This window comes from Opitutus sp. (assembly GCA_024998815.1).
GTDB lineage: Bacteria > Verrucomicrobiota > Verrucomicrobiia > Opitutales > Opitutaceae > Rariglobus.
Genome location: JACEUQ010000001.1, coordinates 43941 through 65410 on the forward strand (window position 1 = coordinate 43941; position 21470 = coordinate 65410).

The following is a 21470-nucleotide window of genomic DNA, read 5'->3' on the forward strand; positions in this document are numbered from 1 at the left end:
TCTAAAACCGCCGTGCGGTTGGTATAAGTTGAAGAAGTTGATTCCTGCCGTCATTTTGTTGACCAATTTCAAAATGAATCCGGCTTCGTCCAGACCTTCAGATTGCGGAAGAGGATGTCGGAGCCTCACATGCAGCGGATGGCCAGGGTGCCGTTGCGCACGACCGGACCAAAGCCGAAAAGGTTTTATCTTCGACATCGAGCATCTGGACGCACTCGGAAACCTACGCTTAGGCGCTTATCCTCGATGGAAGTTGAGCTGGAGGCCTACGAAATGGTGCGGAGAGTATGGCGGGTATCAGGCCTCTTGGGTTTCGGAAGTCTCAGTTTTTAAAGACACCGTGCGAAATACCCTTCATTTCGAATTTCACTCCGGTCGTCGTGCGTTGGATGGTGGTGCCCTTTGTGAGCAGTTCGGTAGGCAGGGAGCGCAGGCCCTTGATGGGAATGGTCACACTGACCGGTTGGTCTGAGGGGTTAACCGCAACTATGTACGTCTCTTTGCCGAGTTTGCGGCGATAGATAAAAGGGTATTTGTTTTTCTCGGCGAAGAGTGGCTCTAAATCCCCATCGCCGCCGAGCGCGGGATGCTCGCGGCGCAGTGCCGCAAGTTGGCGGACATGGTTGAGCAAGGAATCGGCATCTTTTTCCTGCGCCTCGACGGTCGGGTGGTCCTTGGCGGGATCGATCGGCAGGTAGAGATCCTTGGCCTTGCCTGTTGAGAATCCTGCGTTCTCGCCGGAAGTCCACTGCATCGGAGTGCGTGAGCCTGTGCGGTTGTAGCCACCTTCCTTGGAGACAAGCCCGCGAACATAGCGCATGCCGATTTCGTCGCCACTGTAAAGATACGGCACGCCGGGCATGGTCATGAGGAAGGTGAAGGCGACCTTGAGTTCTTCCATCGTGCGACCTTCGGCGAGGCGCATGATGTCGTGGTTGCCGCTTGGGATCGAAATGTGGCCCGCACCGCGCGTCTTGCGGTAGTGTTTGAGATAATAATCCAGAAACACACGAATATCGCCTTTGCCCATTTTATCGAAAAAGCTGGGCGGAATATCCTCAAAAAAACCGAAAAGATCACGCGGGGCCTCGCTGCGGAAGAGCGATGTGTAGGCCGGATCATTGAAGTGAATGAGGAAATCGATGTGGAATCCGGCGGCGATGGCGCAGGCTGGATCCGACCACTCGGCAATGAGGACGGCCTCGGGGTATTCGGTGTCATACATGTTGCGCATGTCGGCCCAGAGTTTCATAGTTTCCTTGAAATCCTTGTCGCCTTTCACCAGCGAGGAGGCCATGTCGACGCGGAAGCCGTCGGCACCGGCATCAAGCCAGTAGCGCATGATCCTTTTCATCTCCTGACGCGTGGCAACACAGTCAGGATGGTTCACCGGCAGCTGCCATGGCTGCTTTGGATCAGGCTTGGCGAATCCGTAGTTAAGCGCCGGTTGGAAGTGAAAAAAATTAGTGATGTATTTGCCCTCGCGCTCGGAATAGCCCGAAATCGCGTTCAAGCCAGCTGCCTTTCCGTTGAAAACTTTGTCGGTCCACACATAGCGGTTCGTGAACTCGTTCTTCCCGGCCTTGGCAGATGCCTCGAACCACGGGTGCGCGGTGGAAGTGTGCCCTGCCACGAGGTCGAGACAGACGCGCATGCCTCGCTTATGAGCTTCCTTGAAGAGCCGCTTGAGGTCAGCATTCGTGCCGTATCGGGGTGCGACTTTGTAGAAATCGCTGATGTCGTAGCCTGCATCGCCGAAAGGCGACTCGAAGCACGGATTCAGCCAGATCGCATCGCATCCGAGCGAACGGATGTAATCGAGCTTGGCAATGACGCCCGGCAGATCGCCGATGCCGTCGCCGTTAGTGTCGAGAAAGCTCTGCGGATAGACTTCGTAGAAGAAGGCGTTGGCGAGCCAAGAAGGTGTGTTGCTTTTCATTTTATAATTCCGTGGTCGATTGAAATACCGAACTGCAAGACTCGCACAGCATGGCCGGTGCTGAGTGGATTGTGGCGATCAGCTACACGCAGCTGGGCCGTATGGGGGCCCTCTGGAAGCCCGTGAGCAAGAACATGGAAAACCGGTCGATGGAAGCGGTGGCAGTAGTTGTCAAAGAGGTCCATTTCGATGAATGCCCCGTCGTCGATCGAAATCTCCAGTATGCCAGCATCCATTCCGGCGATGGCATTCATAGTGAGCATCGTTCCAACAAATGGCAGTGTCAGTGTTTTACCCGGCGTTGTCGCGGTGAGGACATCGACCGGGCCGCTGTAGTTGCAGACCTTTTCGGCGAGCCATTCGTGAACCATAGTCCAGCCTCGCGCGTCCTTCGTACCGATCAGGCGAGCAGCGGCCAAATGATCTTCACACAGAGGCGCAGGCAATGGGTGGTATTTGATTTGGAAGGATGGTGAAGCATCCTTCCACGCCGCATTGAGGAATTCTTTGATGCAGCCTGCATATTGGTCATCCCCCAAGGGGAGAGGGTGGCAACTGTCGCGGGAAAAATCATTCCAAACAAAAAGTCCGGCATCCAGCCGACGGGTCATTTCCAGCGCGAGGTTGATGACCGGAATGCCGTAGTGCGCCATGATTCGCTCGTGATGAGTTATCACGAGCGGTTCCTTGCTTTCGCGATAAGCCTGCACCTTCCCCTCGTTGACTAGGTAGAGAACCAGAATGTCGGTCAAGGGATTCGCCTGTCGTGCTTTGCGGATGATGCCTTCCATCGCCTGCATCCGTTGGTTGTTGAGTCGATACTCGGAGGCGTCGTTGACCGCGAACTCGATAAATAACAAATCCACTGAGCCCTTAGCCAAAACATCATCATCAAAACGGAAGACTCCGAACGTGGAGTTCGTGCCGCCGATTCCCGCATTGATGAATTGGAATTTCGTTTCGGGAAAACGGGTGCACATATCCTCTTCGATCAGTTTGCTCCATCCGTTCATCTGGGTGATCGAGCCGCCGAGGAATGCGACGCGTCCGGTCTTTTCCCTAAGGAACTTCGCGCCGCTGTTGGTCAAGCCGCTGCGGAGAATCGCCGTGGGCGCGGAGAGCGCCGCCTGATCCAGCGCAACGACAGCGTCGTTGGCGTAGATCATTTTGTCTTCGGTGTGGTTCTTGCTCATATCTCAAGCTGATTCAGCATGTGCTCGCTGCTCACCACGCGACGGGAGCATTGATGTGTTCATGGGAGTTCTTCTGCTTCCAATCCAGGGCGAGCCAGGAGCTTGGATTGAGTGCAACTGAAAGTATTCCGGTATTTATCATGCTTCCCCTCCACAAACCACCGGGGGCGCTTCAGTATAATTCTCGTAACCAAACCCTGCCATGTTGACTGCTCGGAAGATGTGCCTTTCGATCATTCCATCAAAGGAACCTTGGCGCGCATGAACATGAAGTTGGGACGCGGCGTCATGCCAAGTTAGCGGAATAATCGAGTAAGCTCCCGATTCGTAAGCATAACCCTCGCCTTCGTCCTCATAAAGATCAAATGAGGCATCCGCTCCGGGATAGATCATCAATATCAAGTCATCAGAGATTTTCTCGCCGACGAACTGTTGGCACGGACCGAGCGGAATGATCGAACCGGCGCGCACATACAGCGGAATCTTTTCCAGCACCGCATCTGCCTTGATGTGTTGACCGCCTTTCAACTTCTTGCCCGTCCAGAAATCATACCAGTCGCAACCCTTCGGGAGATAAACGGAACGAGTCTTATCCTCCATTGCAAGCGGCTTCGAACCGGCTTCATAATACATCGGTTCCAGCACCGGACAGACCATCAGTGACGGCCCGAACATGAACTGGTCCTTCAGATCATAGACCTGCGGATCATTCATGAAATCAAAGGCCAGCGGGCGCACCATTGTGTAGTGTCGTTGGGTGATCCAACCGGCGATTGAATAAATATAGGGTAGCAGGCGATAGCGCAGTTCAATGAAGCGCAGCAGCACATCATAGAACGGAGTGCCGGCTTCGCCAAAGCGCCAGGGCTCCCTTGGGGTGTCGGTTCCATGGCTTCTGAAAAGGGGGAGAAAAGCACCGAATTGGAACCAGCGGGTGTAGAGTTCACGGTAGCCAAGGTCCTCGCAGCCGGCCTCATACTCGCCCGACCAGAACCATTGTTCTTTGGTCCGCACAAAGAATGCGCCGATATCCATCGTGCTGTATGGGCAACCCGAAGCAGAAAAGTTCAGAAGCGCAGGAATGTGCTGACGCAAGGTTGACCATTTGGCGGACGGGTCGCCCGGCCAGGTGATCGTGCCATAGCGCTGCTGGCCGGCATAGGCAGAGCGGGTCAAATTCACCACACGCTTGTCGGGAGCCGCGGCGCGTTGGTTTTCATAGATGCCCTTGGAATGGTAAAGACTGTAGGCATTCACGCGTGCGGCATCCATATGCAGCTTGAACTCGTCCAGATTTCGCTTGGCCCGCTCAGCTGATGATCCGCTCGTTTCGCCGCTCCAGTCGGCGATGTAGGGCTCGGTGGAATCGCACCACCAGGCATCGAACCCGTGACGATGGATCCCGTCATGGGTCTGCTTCCAGTAGAGATCGCGCGCGGCGGGATCAAAGGCGTTATAGACGCTGTGATCGTTGAGCATGCCGCCGGCCGCAATCATTTCGGGGCGGTTGATGGAATCCATCATGTTGGGCCAGATAGAAATCATGACCTTCATGTCCAGCGCGTGGATTTCATCACAAAGTTGCTTGGGGTCTGGATAACGGGCTGCATCAAAATGCTTTCCTCCCCACCCATCTGGCCAGTAGTGCCAATCCTGCACAATCAGGTCGATGGGGATTTTTCGTTCGCGGAATTCTCGCGCCACGGAGACGAGTTCCTCCTGGGTATTGTAACGCTCTTTGCTCTGGCAGTAACCAAAGAGCCACTTTGGCATCATACCCACCCGTCCCGTCAGTTCGCGGTAACCGGTGATCACTCCGTCGAGTGATCCGCCCTGAATGAAGAAGAAATCAATTTCATCAGTGGAGTCATACTCCATGTAACTGCCGGCCTCGTCGTCATGAAATTCAAAGGCGCACTCTTTGTTGAAGAGGATGCCGTAGCCCTTGGTCGATGTGAGCATCGGCACCGATGCCTTCAAGTTGTGCTGATAGACATACTGCATCTTGCCGCGCAGGCTCAACGCTTCTTCCTCATGCATGCCTAGGCCGTATAGTGCCTCGGTCTCGTCCCACTCAAAGTAAACTCGCGCCTTCCAATCCCGTCGGATCACTGTCTGCTTTGCAATTTTTGCCTGAACTCGCTCCCCGTCCACCGTGGCCTTCAAGACCAGTGATTTCGGATCCATCTCCGTTTGGATCACTTCAACAGCTTCAAAAGAAAAGTTCGAAATACTTAGGAGCGTTCTCCCCTCAGAGGAAAAGACGATTCTTCGCTCAGCATCCTGATCAACTTCCAAAACTGCATCCTGCCCTGCCGCTTGCGGACGGAGAACCACCATTTCCGAATTCGACTCCGTAGCAAAATCCGTTGGCGTCACCAGGACGCGGACAATCCGATCCGTGTAACGATCAAGACGAAATCTGAGATGTTCAATTGAATGCATTTTTAGTTATAGGCCCGCACCTCGACCACGCGTGCGTGATCGATGCCGTTGGAGGCGAGCACTTCGATACGGATTCGCGCTGTTGCGACGGCTGCGAAACTGTGGATTCGCTGACGCAGGAAATTCCCCCTCACTTCGGCAAGGGTCACGGGTCCGACGGAAGTCTCGGCGACCAGATTGTAATTGCGAATGCTCTCGGGCTGAGGACCCCAGATGTTGCGCGCATGAACGCCATCGCTCTGCGTAAGGGAGAACCAGCGGTGCAGGCCGGTATCAAAGGTGAGTTGCAGGCGGGACAGTGTGACGGGTTTATCCCACTTCAGCTCCAACCATGCGGGAAGTTTTTCCGACATCCATCGGTGCGTTCCCTCGGGCATCGCTCCCGGGCGTGTGCCGTGAGGGCCGGTGGTGATGCGCGTGAAACCATCGATGACATTTTGCGGTTCACCGCCTTCGCGATGATCGGATGCCGTGACTTTCGCGCTGCGTGCGAGATCGAGAGGATCGGCATTCGGCACGCCTATGAGGAAACCATCCTGTCGCAGAATCTCCTGCTGGATTTGCTGAATCAGCTCCTGCGATGTGCATGCTTCGAAGGTGCCTTTGCCCTGTGCCGCTGCCTTGGCTGCTGCGATGCCAGTGCCTTGGCCCATGGCGAAACAAGTGGCCATCACGCGCGTTGAGGCGAAGGCAACATGGGTAGCCGAAATGTTGCGTCCGGCAAACCAGAGATTCTCAAGCGTTCCACTGGCACAGCAGGAGAGGGGAAGCGGATACAGATGCGGCACTTCGATCTGTGTGCATGGGGCCTCCAGAGGCGCATCGACGCCCTTGGGTGGATGCAGATCCATCGGCCAGCCTCCGTAGGCGATGGCATCCGGCGCATCAGGTGCGTTTAGGACATCCTGCTCGGTCAGCGTCTTGCGGCCGATGAGGCGGCGGGACTCGCGCTTGCCAGGCAGCATGCCGACCCAAGTGAGCACCCAGTTTTCCGCGCCGTGTTTGCCACCGTTTTTCAAGTGATCCCAGATTCCGTAGGCGATGGAGAGGAGTTCGTGGCGGATGTGGTCGTTGTCGGCAATCGTGTCGAGATGCCCGCCCCACTCGAGCCACCAGAATCCATACTCAAAACCGCATTCCTCGCCTCCGGCTGTTTGGCCTAGGCTGTGCGGACGGTTCGCCAAATCCTCTTCGGTGAACTTTCTTGCCCAAGATGGTGAGGTGAAGGGGACCGGGTGGTCCATCTTCACCGCTTGGAAAAGCACGGTAGATCCGAGGGACCAGTTGTCGGCTTTCTCCAAGGCATACTGCTCGCCGAACTCCTCGCGGGATTCGCGGCCTCGGCGGAAGCGATTCCCCGCCGCAACGGCCATAGCGGAGTCGCCGCTCGCATCGATGAACTGAGACGCGGTGATTTTAAATTGTTCTTCGTGCGCCGGGCGGTCTGCATGGATCAAAACGATGCGCCCGCCATCTACCTTTGCCGCAGACACATGCGTATCTAGAAGAAGCGTGATGTTCGGTTCGCTGCGCACCATATCATAAAGCACGAGATCGATCCCGTGCGGTGAGCGCGCTGGGTTTTCGCAGGCCTGACGCAGACGGAGTTCCTCGACGAGGCCCGACTCGCGTGCCTCGGTTTGAAGCGGGTACTTGTTGCGGAAACCATTGGCATCCGCGCCTACGATGTGCATGCGGATTTCGCTGGAGGCGTTTCCTCCCAGCACAGAACGGTTTTGACAAAGAATGACGGTGGAGCCGGCACGGGCTGCGGCAAGCGCAGCCGAAACTCCCGCCGCGCCACCACCACACACCAGAATATCCGCGCAAAGGTTTATTGTATTCATAGAATGTTGTTGATCGTGCCATTTTTATCGAAGGCCTCCACCAGCAGGGTAGATGTGCCGAACGCCCCGGTCAGCGCCCACATGGCGCAGTGTATTTTGTTATACGCCGTAGCATCCAGCAACTCGATACTAGTGAACCCTTCCCTACCATTTCCTTGGGTGGCATTAGTCCCTAAATGTGATGAGGACTCATTCATCTATAAATATCTATTCCGGCATAGAGCCAAAGTTCAAAACACAAAAGCTGTTAATCGTCGCATGCCGCCTTGAATTCCGCCACGCCAGAGACGCTCAGGCGTGAATCAAGAACCGCCCGCGCAAGAAGCTCACCGAAAGCGCGGAACGGCAGCCGCTGCGGCGCATTGGAGGTAAGTTGAAGTTGCCACGTAAGTCACACCCCAAAAGGACTCGGCCAAAGCAGCCCAGTTTAGTCGGCCCTAAATAATTCATAAAACACTAATTATTATATACTTAATTTTTTTAGTTTCCCTATTTTCTTGGTTGATTTTAACCACACTAACAAAAACTGGGAAAATCGATGTGCGTACTCCAACTCTGGCCGCAATCTGATCGATGGACTTTCGCTCCACCTCCCTCCAAAGCCCCTCCAGGTATCCTCGATGCGTGGAGCCGCAGGGTACTCGGTTGCCCGCCAGATGAAACGGGCGCGGGCGTGCACCCGCAAACTCCGGACCAATTTGGGCCGAGTGATCCGCGAGATCGAACGCCAACAATCACAGCCACAAGGACTGCTCGGCAAGTTACTGGAGACAGCAAAACGCATCCATGCACAAGAGCGCGGCGATGGGCAAAAAGTGTAAAGTGTGCATGAGCCCGAGGTGGCGTGCATCGCCAAAGGTAAGGCCGGTAAAAAGTACGAGTTCGGCAACAAGGTCAGCCTGGCCGCAACCAGCAAGGGAGGATGGTTACTCGGAGCGTTGAGTTTATTGGGCAATCTCTATGACGGACACACCCTGGATGCGCAACTGGCTCAAGTGCGCCGGTTGGTCGCCACGCATGCAGTAAAAGAAGGCCATGTGGACATGGGCTACCGGGGCAATAATCATTAGGGCCCCGAGACGATCATCGTCGATAAACGCCGCCGGGGAACGATCCCCAAGCGAGTTTGGAAATGGATGAAACGCCGCGCCGCTATCGAGCCGACCTTCGGACACCTCAAGGCTGAACACCGATTGGAACGCAATCGCCTCAAAGGCACGCAGGGCAATGCCATCAATGCCCTGCTCAGTGCCGCCGCCATGAACTTCCAGAAGCTCCTCGGCTTCTTTTTGTGCCGATTACTCCACGTCCTTCGTTCGTTGTTCGTCCCGGCATCCCGGGATCAGTTTTTGGCAATGATGCCGGAAGGTGCCTTTTTCAGGGCCGACTAACTATGTCTAAATCCAGCATAGGAACTAGCCGAAAATCATGCAGGTGCTGGTTTGGTTAGTTCCTACTGCCGGATTTAGGTTCGCGCTTGATGCCAGTGCCGGGCCCCGTTCAATTTCAGCGCCACGCCTCATCCAGCGCTGGCCTAAAACCCGGCGCCTACACTAAGATTAACCCGGTACTCGGCGGATTGCGGATTTAGGATCGCGTCGTAACTCAGGCGCACGGTCCACCCGGTGGGCAGCACCGCTGAGAGGCTCGCGCCCGGGTTAATATACTCACTTCCACCGGCCTGTGGGTTAACCCTAAAGGCGTCTCCACCGGCGGCCAAACGAGCGGTGATACTATTGGGGTTAAACGACTGACGGCTGGCACTCAGACTCAGATCGGGAATCCAGCCAATTTTATTGGCTACAAAGGGCCGACTTACATGAACCCCGAGCCTCGTGGTGAGTGAGTCGGCGTTTTGACGCCCGACGCGCAAGTCGGCGGCGGAACCGGTTTCGTCAAAGCCGTTGATGTGCGCGTGGTCGTAGGCCACCGAGGCGGTTGGCCCCATTATATAATTGCCCACTTTAAAGTCGTAGCCGGTGGACAACTGGCCGCCACAACTGAAACCCTGCGTTTCACCGCTGGCGGTTTGATTTAAAAAGGCGATTTTGCGCTTACTGTCATAGTCCGAAAAGCCGGCCGACACCGAGGTATTCATAAAAAACCCCGCGTTATGGTAATCGTGAAACAAGCCGACGCGGCTCGTTGTGGTGCGGGCGCTTCCGCTGTTGGCGGAGAAATCCGTGTCAGCCAAAGCCTGGCTGACCACCAGGCCTACCGTTTGGTTTTGGTTGATCGCGTAATCGACCCCGGCGGTGGCCGCACCGGTCTGCGAGAAGGAGCCGAGGCGATCGACCGAACCATCAACTGCGGCAAACGCACCCGTGGCGGAAGCAAAGTAACCGTAGCGCTTTTGGGGCTTAGCTTTGGCAACTCGATAATGCACGCCGTCTTCAATCACCGTTTCGACTTGGGCGGCTTCGGCTGCGGCGGGACGCGCCACGCCGTTGAGGCTGACCGAAGCGGGGCCGTAGCGGCGGATTTCCGCGCTGCGCTGCTGGAGGCTGGAATTGAGGATCGAGGCGGACTGGAAGGTGCTTGCGGCGAGGGCGGTGAGTTTTTCCGGGGTGAGCTGGTCGTAGGCCGTGCGCAGGCCGGCGGCGGTTTGGGTTTTCAGGCCGTTAAACAGGGTGGCGCGGTCGTCCATGGTGGTGCGCTGGTCGAGTTCAAACTTGAGTCCCAAATTGCGCAGGGATTGGAGCGCCGCGCCGACTTGGGTTTGGTTGGCGTTGAGGCCGGGCACTGCGGTGGCGTAGTCGGACGGGACGGCGTAGAGGTTAACGGCGGTGGCGGTGTATTCGGGCAGCCAGGTGATGCCGGCGGCATTGTCGTCGGGGTCGAACGTGTATGAGGTAAACTTCCCTGTCACCGCGCTGCCGGTGATCACGGCGTGAACAGCGCCGAGGGTCGGCACGTAGGCCGGCACACTCGAACCGGTGAAAATCGTCTGTCCGATTAAAGTGCCGCCGGTGAGAGTGACCGCGCCCGCTGAGATGACCTGATCGTGAAACCCGGCTCCGGTGCCGGCGGTGGCGCCATCGAGTTCGATCGTGACGGAGCCGCCGGTATTTACCGTAAGCGAGCCGACGTGCTGGATCGCGGGGGAGTTACCCGGGCTGTAAGTGCCGCCTGAGTTAACGATCACGGCCCCGCCGATGTCACCCCGGCCTTTAAGGGTGCCGGTGCCGCTGACGGTGACGTTACCCGCCGAGTGGCCACCGGCAGCGGTGCCGATCACCAAGGTGCCAGCAGTGACCGTGGCCGTCCCGCTAGAGGTGTTTAAGCCGGTCAGGGTGATCGATCCCGTGCCTGATTGATTAACCGTGGTGGTGCCGGTGATCGGCGTGGCGATGACCAGGTCGGTGCCGCCGGAGTTGAGGTAGTTCGTGGACAACGGGACGATAAAGCCGTCGTCATCGATGCGCGCCGCGACGTTGCCGAATTCGACAAACCGAAAAAGGCCCAACTGGGTGGCAGTCAGGCCGCCACTGGTGGTGCCAAAGCGCAGGGAGTTGGTGCCGACCTCGAAATGGCTTACCGAAAGCGTTGCGGAGTTCCAATCGAGCGCCGAACTGTTGGCAAACACCAGGGCCGCCGAGCCACTCAGGCTGAGCGCGGAGGAGGCATTGAGATCGAGTGTGCCGAGGGTTTGGCTAAAGACGCCTAGGTCCATGGTGCCTCCATTGAGCGTGAGGCTGGCGGCGGCGTTGATTTGATTGGCCGCGCCGAGTGAAACCGAGGCACCGCTGGCGATCACCACCGCCGAGGTGTTGACGAGCGCCGTAGTGCCCGGGTTGTTAAGCGCAAGCGTACCGGCTGAAACCGTGGTCGTGCCAGTGTACGTGTTGGTCCCGGTGAGCGTGAGGGTGCCGGAACTGGTTTTGGTGAGGCTGCTGCCGGTGCCAGTGATCACTCCGGCACTGGTGCCGCCACTCACGGTGAGCGCGGTGCCGGAACCCAAGTTAACCGTACCGCCGTTGAGCGTCGTGATGGCACTGGTGGCGCCGTTCAAGTTGGCGGTGCCGCCGGAGAGCGTGCCGATCGTCGCCACGCCACCCACCGTGGTTGTACCACCGGAGATGTTGGCGGTGAGGTTGCCGACCGAGGTCACCGTGCCAGCCGAGATGTCGCCGGTAACGATGCCGTTGCTGCCGAAGGTCGTGTTACCTGCGCCGCTCAGGCTGGCGAGCGTCACCGTGCCGGTCGAAGCACTGAAGTTAAGTGCGTTGGTCGTCGTGTTGGCGTTGCTGACTGCGCCGAGGGTTTGGCCCGCGTTGGCGAAGGTGGCTAAGCCGCTTGCACCCACTGTGAGCGCGTTGCCGCTGGCAAGGCTGCCGGCGCTACCGATTGCCAAGGAACCCGCGCTGACCGTGGTCGCGCCGGTGTAGGTGTTGTTACCGGAGAGAACTAGGTTGCCGGCCCCTGTCTTGGTGATGCCCAGGGCGTTGCCGCCGTCACCGATCGCTCCGGAGAAGGTCAGCTTTTCCGTTCCCACGGTAGAGCCGGTTAGAACGTTCAGGGTGTGGTTGCCACCGCTCAAAAGGATGGTGCCGGTGAAAGTCAGCGATTTCTCGCTGGCGATGGTGGCAAAGGGCGTGTCGGCGGAGATCGTGACGTTGTTGCCGATTGTCCGCGAAGCTGTGGTTCCCGCCCGAATCTGCGCGCCGGCGAGATTGACTGTGCCCGTGCCTAGGGCGCCGCTGGTCGGAGCACCAGCAGGGCCGGCGGAATCTACGTTGACGGCCACAAAACCACTGCCACCCAGTGTGGCCCCGCCGCTGAAGGTGTTGGCGTTGCCTAACACCAAATTTCCCGCTCCGGTTTTGCTTAAGGCGCCGGAACCGTCGATCAGTCCCACGGCCAACTGGCCGCTTGTGACGTCAAAAATGCCAGTGCCACCGGCAGCCATGGTGAACTTCTTGGTGGCTGTAACGACGTTGGTGTTAAAGCTCAGCGCGCCGCTCTTGCCGGTGCTGCCGAGTATCACCGAGGAGGTGCTGTTGCCCAGCACCCCATCCACTGCCGAGTTGTTGACCGTGCTCACCGAGATCGCGCCTTCCGCCACGGTGAGCTGACCGGTGAAGATATTGTTGCCGGAGAGGACCTGCGTGCCCGCGCCGGTTTTCGTGACCGTCAGGCCGGCTGCGCCATTGGCGATGACGCCGGAGTAGCTGTTCGACGCGCCGGTTTGGGGATTAAGGGTGAGCGCGGTAACTCCCGCGTAGCCGCCAGATGTGGTGGTGAAAATCGTGGAAAGGTCCTTATTGCCGGTTAAACCTCCAATAGTCAGTGTCGTCACCGTGGCTTGGAGGCCTGCGGTCGTGTTGCCGGTGATGCTGCTCGTCGTATCAATCGCGCTGTTTTGGAGCGCCAAGCTGTTCGAGAGGGTTAGGACACCTGCGCTCACAATGGTGGCGCCCGAGAAGGTGTTGGCCGCATTGAGGGTCGTCGTGCCCGAGCCGAGCTGGGTGAAAGAGCCGTTGCCCGTGATCGCCGCTCCACTGAAGTGGGTGCCCTGGGTCAGGCTGCCGGTGCTGTTGGCGGTCAGGTTGGCGTTGTTGGTGATCGCGCTGCTGGTGGACAAATGGCCGCCCGTGCCGATCGCAAGGGTGCCCCCGCTGATGATCGTCGCTCCGGTGTTGCTGTTGGTGCCGGTAAGAGTGAGCGTGCCCGCGCCGGACTTCGTCAGGGCCAGGCTGCCGGTGATGTTCCCGCTGTAGGTCGTGCTGGCGGTTTGGTTGATCGTAAGGGTGGCCGCGCTGCCGCTGTTGGTCACGAAACTGCCGCCGGTCCCAGAGCCTGCGCCGGTCCGCTGCAGGCCGGCCACGGTCTGGTTAAAGCCGTTCAGGTCGAAGATAGCGTCAACAGATGCATTTGAAGAATCCACGTCGAGCGTCGTCCCCGTTGGCAGGGTGTTTGCCGCGCCGAGCTTCAGGGTGCCCTGCACGACCTGCGTGTTTCCACTGTAGGTGTTACTGCCACTGGCGGAGGAAACGATGATTGTGGCGGCGGCGTTATTACCGCGGACCTGCAGAGGTTGGCTGCCGATTCCCTGGATCGCTCCACTGAGGGTAAGCGTGCCGTTATCGCCCGCGCCGACGCGGGATGACGATCCTAGAATCACCGTGCCGTTCCAAGTCGCCGAGGTATTCGCGGCCACGTTCAACGCTCCGAAAAAATCCCCCGAGCCAGTACCGTTGATCGTCACCGTTTCCCCGGTGACGTTGACTCCGTTGGCCAGCACCAGCGCGGCGCCGGTGGTGACGCTGTTGGTGCCGCCTGTCGTGCCCAGGGCATTGTTGTTGCTGACCACCAACCTCCCGGTCGAAACCGTGAGATTGCCGCTGAAGGTGTTGCTGCCGGAGAGGGTCAGCGTGCCGGTGCCCGCTTTACTCCAGTTAGTGGAGCCGGCAATTTCGGCGCTGATCTCCGCTGTGGAACTCGTTCCCACCGTGATCGAGGGCGTGGTGCCTGCCAGGGTGAGAATATTTGCTGCGCTGCCGTTGTTATCCAGGGTCCAACCGACGAAGGGAGTGGCCGTATCGGCGAACGTGAGCGCGGACAGCGTGCGCGCTCCGTCCAGGTGGACGATGTTGGCGCTGGTGATGTTCAGCGTGCTGAAGTCGGCAGTGAATCCGCTGCCGTCGGCCACGGTGCCGCCGGACCAGTTTGCCGTATTGCTCCAAAGGCCGCCGCTGGTCAACTGCGTCCATGTGCCGTTGGCGGCTTGCGTGGATGTGCTGGCTAGGAGCGAGATGGCGGCGATTGCGGAGATGAGCTGAGCGGTTCTGGAGTTAATGGCGCTCATGCGGTTATTGAGTGGCCTTGGTTTATTTGGCACTTCCAGTGGGTAGGTTAAACAAAATCACGCCGCCGCATTTTTTAATCGCGATTCCTAGGGTCGAAAAGTGGTTTAAATATAGGGAGCTTTCAAGAATCAAGTTTAGCGGACAACTGGTGAAAAAACCGAAAACTCATTATGCAAATGATGCAGCCTGCCTAGATGAAGTGCTGGAGAGGTTCCACGGCGCAAGCAGACAGACGCCCCGAATGCGGGAACTTTCGATGATCAGCAATGCCTCTTCGGCTGCAGAGCGCTCGATGTTGTAGCCGCAGGTGGCATTTGGCGGCCGCCTTTCGGCGCCGGTGCTTGGCCCAGCAACGACACGACGTGGCTCCAGGGCGTGAAGCTGCGCGCCTGCTTATCCACTCCGTGTTGGCGCGCCAACTTGGCCACCAGGTGCGTGGGAATCAGTTCGCCGACACCGCCGATTCATTGAACAGCTAAACACCTGAATACTAACAAAGGAGCGGAATAAGCGGGACAAGCCCCAGGAATTCATTTTGGCTGGGTGAATGATGCCGGCCGAAACGAACCCGTCGAACCCCCAAGGGGAGGTGATTTCGCTGCGCCACTTGCAGGTGCAGGTGCTAGACAGCCCCGAGTTAAACGCCCGAGCGCAGGGGCTGCTTGAGGAGCATCACTATCTGGGCGCGGTGAAACCGGTGGGCGAGCGGCTGCTGTACGCGGTGAGCGATGCGCAGGGCACCTGGGTGGCGGTGCTGGTGTTTGCGGCGGCGGCGCTGCACCTGCGCGGCCGGGAGGCGTGGATTGGCTGGAGTGGAGAACAGCGCCGACGCCGATTGGCGCTGGTGGTCAACAACGTGCGGTTCCTGCTGCTGCCCAAGCCGGCGGTGCCCAACTTGGGCTCGGCGGTTTTGAGCCGGGTGCTCGGCCGGCTCAGTGCCGACTGGCAGTCGCGTTACGAGCACCCCGTGCTCGTCGTGGAAACCTTCGTCGCCCCCGAGCGTTTTACGGGAAGTGTATACAAGGCATCCGGGTGGACCGAGTTGGGCCTGACCAAGGGCAACACGCGTAAGTCGCGCGATTACTACGAGCACCACGCCAAGCCCAAGCGCTTGTTTGTGCGCGAGCTGGAGCCCCGGGCCCGGAGAGCTCTTCAGGCAGGGCAGATCAAACCCTCGCTGGCTGCGGTGGAGGCGAAAGTTCCGGTGCGAAGTACCCTGAACCTAAATCCGGCAATAGAAACTAGCCAAAAATCACGCAGGTGATTGTTTGGCTGTCATATGCCGCCGTTTTTACCGCCGGAAAAAGCTCACCCCGAGGGTGAGTCAGAAAACCCTGATCACAAGGCAACGCCAAGCGATGCCGCCGAGGTGTTGATTGTGGATACACCCGGAGGACGTTTTCGTGCGCAGTTCGCCCCAGAGTTGCCGGTGAGCCCCTTGGGGGCACTGGTGTTTTTCACGCAGTACTTGTGTGCGACAGGAGGCTTCGAGGCACTGGTTGCGGACACGCCGCTTTGTTACAGCAGCAACCGCGCACACCGCCCTCGCGACGTGATTGGAACCCTGCTTTTGGGGATGCTCTCCGGGCACTATCGCTACGCGCACCTCGCGGCCCTGCGCGGCGACGACATTGCCCCGAGCCTGCTCGGACTTAAGTCGATTGTCAGCGAGGATTGTGTGCGCCGGGCGCTGGCTCGCATCGGTGCCGAGCAGGGGCAGGACTGGTTGCGGCGTCACCTCGACCAAACCTGTCATGGGTTTTTGGATAACCAGTGGATCCTCGACATCGATGTCACCATCAAGCCCATCTATGGACGTCAGGAAGGTGCCAGCATCGGCTATAACCCGCAAAAGCCCGGACGCCCCAGCCACGCCTACCACACCTACTGGATCGCCACCTTGCGCCTGTGTCTGGACGTGGAGGTGCACCCCGGCGATCAATCCGCCGCCGGACATGGTTTTGCGGGGCTGTGGGCGCTCATCGACCGACTGCCAGCCGAGCGCCGGCCCCATCTTTTGCGCGGTGACTGCGCCTATGGCCAGGAGGCGCTGCTCAGTGAAGCTGAAGCGCGTAAACTCAACTATTTGTTCAAACTGCGCCGCACCGCCAAGGCCCGCGAGCTGGTGGCCGCGCTTGAACGCACCACCACCACCGCTTGGACCGACGCCGGACAAGGCTGGCAGGGCTGCGAAAGCTGCCTGCGCCTGCAAGGCTGGAACCGGGCCCGACGTGTGGTGGTCTTGCGCCGTCGCCTCAACGACCAACGCCACCCCCGGGCCCGCCGCCGCCTCGTGCGCGAGCAAGCCGACCACGCTTTGCTGCTGAACATCCCCGACGCGGCCGCCTGCGAGCCGATCATCTACGAACATCAGATCCTCGTTACGAGCCTGCCCTACGAGATCCTTACCCTTGCCACCCTGTATCGGGAACGTGGGGGCGCGGAAAACCCCTTCGACGAGCTCAAGAACCAGTGGAGCTGGTCGGGGTTTACCTCCCAGGAGCTAAACTCCTGTCAGCACGCCGCGCGTTTGGCCGCACTGGTTTACAACTGGTGGACGCTCTATCACCGCCTGCTTCAACCCGGTCAGCACCACGAGGCGGTGAGTACACGTCCCCGTCTGCTCTGCGGAGCGACCCGGCAGAGCGAACACTCCGGTCAACGCCGCCTGGACGTGCGCTTGAGCCATGCCGAGGCACCTCGCCTGAGTGAACTCATCACAAAGCTGGCCAGATGGTTACATGGTATCCTTCATAATGCGGAGCAATGGAGTGTCGCCCAGCGCTGGGGGCAAATCGTAGCGAGGATTTTACAGGAAAACTTCCCTGTACTCGGCCCTGAACCGCCTTTGGCCACCGCCCCAAGCTGATCGCGCTTCCGTTCAGCCTGCCGCAGCACTCTCCACCCTCATCTATCCGACGGGCAACGCCCGCCGGCCGCACTTTCTATTGCCGGATTTAGGCTGAAGGCCCCAGATTTAATCAGCCTGGCGGAGGCCTTCCGGCAAGTGCCTGAATACCGCGCCTACATCGGGGCCTATCCCTTGCACGCGCTGCTGGCGATCACGGCGGCGGCCTATCTGGCCGGAGCACCCCGCGGCCAACGTGACCTGGCCGCTTTCGCCCGCCGGCTCTCCCCGGTCCAACGCCAAGCCCTTGGGGTGATCCGCCGCCGCGGCAAATACGGCGCTCCCAGCCAGCCCACCTTCAGCCGTCTGTTCGCCCGTGTGCAGGCCGCGCGCATCGAGGAGGTTTTACTCGCCCACCAACGCCAGGTGCGAGGCGAGCCTCCCGCCACCGAGATCGTGGTCATCGACGGCAAAGTCCCCAAGCACAGCGGCGGGCAAAACGTGGTAACCGCAGTGACCTCGCCGGGCCTGTTCTATCTCGGCAGCGAGGTCGTCGCCGAAAAAAGCAACGAGATCCCCGCCGCCCGCGCCCTGTGTGAGAGACTCGATTTGGTCGATAAACTCGTGAGCCTTGATGCCCTGCATACCCAGGCGGACACCGCGCGGGCGATCGTACTGGAGCATGGCGGCGACTACCTGTTCACCGTCAAAGGCAATCAGCCCGGCTTGCAGAAAATCGTAGCAGCGCAAGTGCCCGATCCGGGCGCCCCTTTTTTGACCCGTTAAAAGATCCCGCTGCCGAGCAACGTACCACCCAGGAAAAGAAGCACCCCGTGACGCGCACCCTGGTGGCGCGCGAGTTGAGCGCGGAAAGCGCCTGCTTCCCCCTGGTGGCGCAAGCCGCGAGAATCTGCCGAAAACGCCACGGCAAGCCCACCGAGACCGTGGCGCTGATCACCAGTCGCCCCGCCGCCGAGTTGACTCCCGCCCAATGGCTGGAGGTCAATATTGCGCACTGGGGAATCGAAACCGGTTTGCATGCCCGCCTCGACGCCTCGCGCCAGGATGATCGCTGCCGATTACGCCGCCCGAACGCTGTACGCATCCACGGCATGTTCAACCGCTGGGCCAACAGCCTGTTCATGCACTGGCGCGGTCAACGAACCCAAAAACGCCACCTTTATACCTCTGACTTTATCTCCCACATGTCCGAAAATCATGACCGTCGCGCGCTCCGCGCACTTACCTCGGTAAACTTCCCGCTATGAATCGGCGCTGGGGATTCGGCGTGGCTGTTAATTAAGAGTTGCCGGACACCGCGCGCGTCCTACCGTGGCCCCTTTACTTTGGATGCAAAACCACGGTCCGAAACGAGTCTATACCCCGCAGTCGCTTGAGTTCTGGTTCGGTAAACTCGAACACGACTGGGAGCGGCATTTCAGCGACACCCAGCTGGAAGAAGGCCATCGCATCTATCGCGACGGCGAGGTGCGTGAACTGGAGTTGACCGCCGCCGACGCGATCATCCACCGCCGCGTCGATAAAAAGGACGAGTACGCCGTCGTCGAATGGAGCTCGAAGGGGCTTTCGGTGCGCTCCTCGTCCACTGATACGGATTACGCCCACGCCCTAGCGGTGGCTGGTCTGCATGAAATTGAGGAGCTGGTTGCAGATGAGATTTCTCCGCTGCCCGAACCGGTGCCCTTGAGCCCACCTGCTGCGGCACCGGCTAATGGCAACGGTAGCGCGGCAGCGCGCGCCAGCCACACCCCGACGCACGCGCCTTCACACGGCACTGCTGCCCACGCCGCCAGTCACTCTGTGGGCAAGGGGCTTGCCCATGCACAGGCGCAGGCCGCCAAAACCGTTCCAGTCACCGCCAAGTCGGCCCGCATCCCGTCGGGCGCACGAAGCACGCCTGCCGGTGCCGTTGCACGCGAAGCCTCGCGTACGCTGATCCTGGTTTTCACCACCACCATCGAGGGGCTTACGTTTCAGGCCAATTGGATCAATCCCGGAAAAAAGCGCGTGCCCGCCTTGGGGCTCGCGTCGCAGGCCGCCGGTAACTGCCACGCCACGGTGAGTTCAAGCGAGCGCGCGAAGTTGATCGGCTTGGCCGCTTACGCCCGCAAGGCGCACTTCACCTATAGCCAGCAGACCGGCCTGTACCTCTTGGCCTCGGTGGTGGAGATCCCCAATTTCCTTCGCTCCACGCTGTCGGCTTGGAAAAAACTCTTCGCCGTCGAACTCGATGCGCAGTCGGGCATGTTGCTCAACGGGATTAAGGAAATCTCCGTCGAGGCCGTGGCCACTACGCGTAAGGGTAAGGGCAAGGCCGGTAGCCTCGGGCTGGACTTGCGCTGGATTTTCAAGGCTGGCGAACGCCTGCTCACCGACGAGGAGGTTTCTTTGCTCACGCGCAAGGCCACCTCGACGATGATTATCCCCGACATCGGCATCGTGTCGTTGCCGGTGGAACGGCTGGCCTCGATCAGTGCCTGGCACCGCTCCGCAGCTGAATCGCGTACCCACGGTGAACTCTCGCCCTACTTGATTTTTTCGCTCTACAGCGACAATCGCGTAAAGCTTACCCTCTCGCCGGAACTAGAAACGTGGCGCAAAAACGTGCTCAGCGCTTCCGCCGCCACGCCGCAGTTACCCGAGCTGCTTCGCCCCTACCAACGGCGTGGCGTCGAGTGGCTGCATCATCTCTGCGACATCGGTTGCCACGGCCTGCTCGCCGACGAGATGGGTCTGGGTAAAACCCTGCAAGTTCTCAGCTTGCTTGCGACGCGTCCGCAGACGGACCGCCCCAGCCTGATCATCTGTCCTGCCAGCGTTGTTCCGGTGTGGCAGGAGGAGATCCATCGGTTCTTTCCACATCTTGCCGTTGATGTGCTCAAGAACGGTCATGACTTCAGCGCACGCAAAGATGCCGTCATCTGGATCGCCAGTTACACCCAGATGCGCAAGCACCGCCAGCTGCTCGAAAACCACGAGTTTGCCTATGCCGTGCTCGACGAGGGCCAGTTCATCAAAAACCCCGACGCGAAGGTAACCCAGATCTGTTTTGCGGTCCGTGCCCGTCATCGCCTCGTGCTCAGCGGCACGCCGCTGGAGAACCGCCAGCTCGATTTGTGGTCAATTTTCCGCTTTTTGCTGCCAGGATTGTTGGGGACTCGAGTGGGCTTCGAGGCCTCGCTGACCAACGACCGCGCCGGAACGATGGACCGGTTACGCGCGCAGCTTGCCCCGTTTATTCTTCGCCGCACCAAGAACGAGGTCGCCACCGAGTTGCCCCAAAAGGTCGAGATGGATCTGCTCTGTCCGCTCACCGAAGTGCAGCGCGCTGAGTACGCCAAAATTTGCGCCGAGGGGCTCGATCGCTTGGGCGACGACGTGGGCGCTGCGCTGCGTGAAAAGTCGTTTGGCTTCCTCGCGTTGCTCACCCGTCTGCGCCAGGTCTGCTGCGACCCCGACATGCTTCCCTGGATGAAGTCACCGCTCGCCGATTCGGGTAAAATCACGCTGTTGGTGGAGAAGCTCGCCGAGGTCATCGCCAGCGGGCACAAGGTCGTGATCTTTTCGCAGTTCGTGATGCTGCTCGACCGGGTTCGTGCCGCCTTGGCGGAGAACTTCCCCGAGCTTCCCCGTTACGAGCTCACCGGTATGACGCTTGATCGCCTCAAGCCGGTGCAGGCCTTCCAGAATGCCAAAGGCGCGGCGGTGATGCTCGTCTCGCTCAAAGCGGCCGGCACGGGCATCACCCTGCATGCGGCCGATTACGTTTTCCTGCTCGATCCGTGGTGGAATCCGGCCGTGGAGGCGCAGGCCGTGGATCGCGTTCACCGTATCGGCCAAAAAAGCACGGTTTTTGTCTATCGCATGGTCACGTCAGGAACCATCGAGGAACGAATTCAGGCGCTGCAAGCGTCGAAGAAAGATCTGTTCGATCGCATCGTCGGCGGCTTGGGCGGCGACTTCGATTTGAGCCAGCACTTCTCCTCGCTGCGCGATCTGGTTCAGCTCACGGCGACGCAGGAAGAAGCCGAGACCGTCGTTTGAAGTGGTGCGCCTAGGGCCGCAGGCCTAGCGCACCGAGGCCGAGAACGAGCAACACCGCGATCAGCGTCGCGAACCAATACCAGCGCAGGCCCGCAGCGTTGTTTGGATGACGCCGGTTACGGTTGGTGCCGGACTTGTTTTCGGAGGCCGGTTCATCGTCCTCGTCGGGCAGGTCGAGGCCGTCGTAAATCGAGGTCTCTCGCCAGCCGGTGCGTTCATCGGCCCCACAACTGGGGCAAGCGTGGGCGTTGCGCGGAATCGGCTCGCCGCATTGGGCGCAGTCTTCGGGCGGCAGTGGGCGTTGCGCAGCGGCCATGGCGTGCG

Annotated in this window: 13 protein-coding genes and 1 pseudogene; 6 read left to right on the forward strand and 8 right to left on the reverse strand. The window is 59.4% G+C overall.

All coding sequences use genetic code 11. The features are described 5' to 3' along the window. Positions 1–322 precede the first annotated feature (322 nt). The 5 genes from H2170_00180 to H2170_00200 form a co-directional block, all read right to left on the reverse strand. Positions 323–1939, reverse strand: a complete 1617-nt coding sequence (locus tag H2170_00180) for a glycosylase (GenBank protein MCS6298512.1) — start codon at positions 1937–1939, stop codon at positions 323–325. After that, positions 1936–3132 (reverse strand): SGNH/GDSL hydrolase family protein, encoded by a 1197-nt coding sequence (locus H2170_00185; GenBank protein MCS6298513.1) that lies wholly within the window; start codon positions 3130–3132, stop codon positions 1936–1938. The genes H2170_00180 and H2170_00185 overlap by 4 nt, the downstream gene beginning before the upstream one ends. Before the next feature lie 138 nt (positions 3133–3270). Next, positions 3271–5577, reverse strand: a complete 2307-nt coding sequence (locus H2170_00190) for a DUF5110 domain-containing protein (GenBank protein ID MCS6298514.1) — start codon at positions 5575–5577, stop codon at positions 3271–3273. A gap of 2 nt (positions 5578–5579) precedes the next feature. Beyond that, positions 5580–7424, reverse strand: a complete 1845-nt coding sequence (locus tag H2170_00195; protein MCS6298515.1) for an FAD-dependent oxidoreductase — start codon at positions 7422–7424, stop codon at positions 5580–5582. Beyond that, positions 7421–7621, reverse strand: a complete 201-nt coding sequence (locus H2170_00200; protein ID MCS6298516.1) for a hypothetical protein — start codon at positions 7619–7621, stop codon at positions 7421–7423. The genes H2170_00195 and H2170_00200 overlap by 4 nt, the downstream gene beginning before the upstream one ends. A gap of 441 nt (positions 7622–8062) precedes the next feature. Here H2170_00200 and H2170_00205 point away from each other — a divergent pair. After that, positions 8063–8737: pseudogene (locus H2170_00205) on the forward strand (transposase). A 221-nt stretch (positions 8738–8958) separates the two neighbouring features. On the opposite strand, the gene H2170_00210 reads toward H2170_00205, so the two are convergent. Next, entirely contained in the window at positions 8959–14232 is a 5274-nt protein-coding gene (locus H2170_00210; GenBank protein MCS6298517.1) for an autotransporter domain-containing protein, read from the reverse strand. A 261-nt stretch (positions 14233–14493) separates the two neighbouring features. Then, positions 14494–14661, reverse strand: a complete 168-nt coding sequence (locus H2170_00215) for a hypothetical protein (GenBank protein MCS6298518.1) — start codon at positions 14659–14661, stop codon at positions 14494–14496. Between the two features lie 119 nt (positions 14662–14780). Between H2170_00215 and H2170_00220 the strand changes: the two genes are divergently transcribed. The 5 genes from H2170_00220 (at position 14781) to H2170_00240 (ending at position 21146) form a co-directional block, all read left to right on the forward strand. Further along, positions 14781–15497 carry a DUF4338 domain-containing protein gene (locus tag H2170_00220; protein ID MCS6298519.1) on the forward strand — a complete coding sequence of 239 codons (717 nt, stop codon included), beginning with the start codon at positions 14781–14783 and terminating at the stop codon, positions 15495–15497. A 15-nt stretch (positions 15498–15512) separates the two neighbouring features. After that, positions 15513–17102, forward strand: a complete 1590-nt coding sequence (locus H2170_00225; GenBank protein MCS6298520.1) for a transposase — start codon at positions 15513–15515, stop codon at positions 17100–17102. Between the two features lie 138 nt (positions 17103–17240). Continuing rightward, positions 17241–17867: an ISAs1 family transposase gene (locus H2170_00230; protein MCS6298521.1), complete on the forward strand. Its 627-nt coding sequence runs from the start codon at positions 17241–17243 to the stop codon at positions 17865–17867. 47 nt (positions 17868–17914) lie between these two features. Next, complete coding sequence (locus H2170_00235) at positions 17915–18349, forward strand: hypothetical protein (protein ID MCS6298522.1); 435 nt, start codon at positions 17915–17917, stop codon at positions 18347–18349. 82 nt (positions 18350–18431) lie between these two features. Continuing rightward, positions 18432–21146, forward strand: a complete 2715-nt coding sequence (locus tag H2170_00240) for a DEAD/DEAH box helicase (protein MCS6298523.1) — start codon at positions 18432–18434, stop codon at positions 21144–21146. Positions 21147–21156: 10 nt separating this feature from the next. Here the strand turns inward: H2170_00240 and H2170_00245 are convergent, their stop codons facing one another. After that, positions 21157–21462, reverse strand: coding sequence for a zinc ribbon domain-containing protein (locus tag H2170_00245; protein ID MCS6298524.1), 306 nt, complete (start codon positions 21460–21462; stop codon positions 21157–21159). Positions 21463–21470 lie beyond the last annotated feature (8 nt).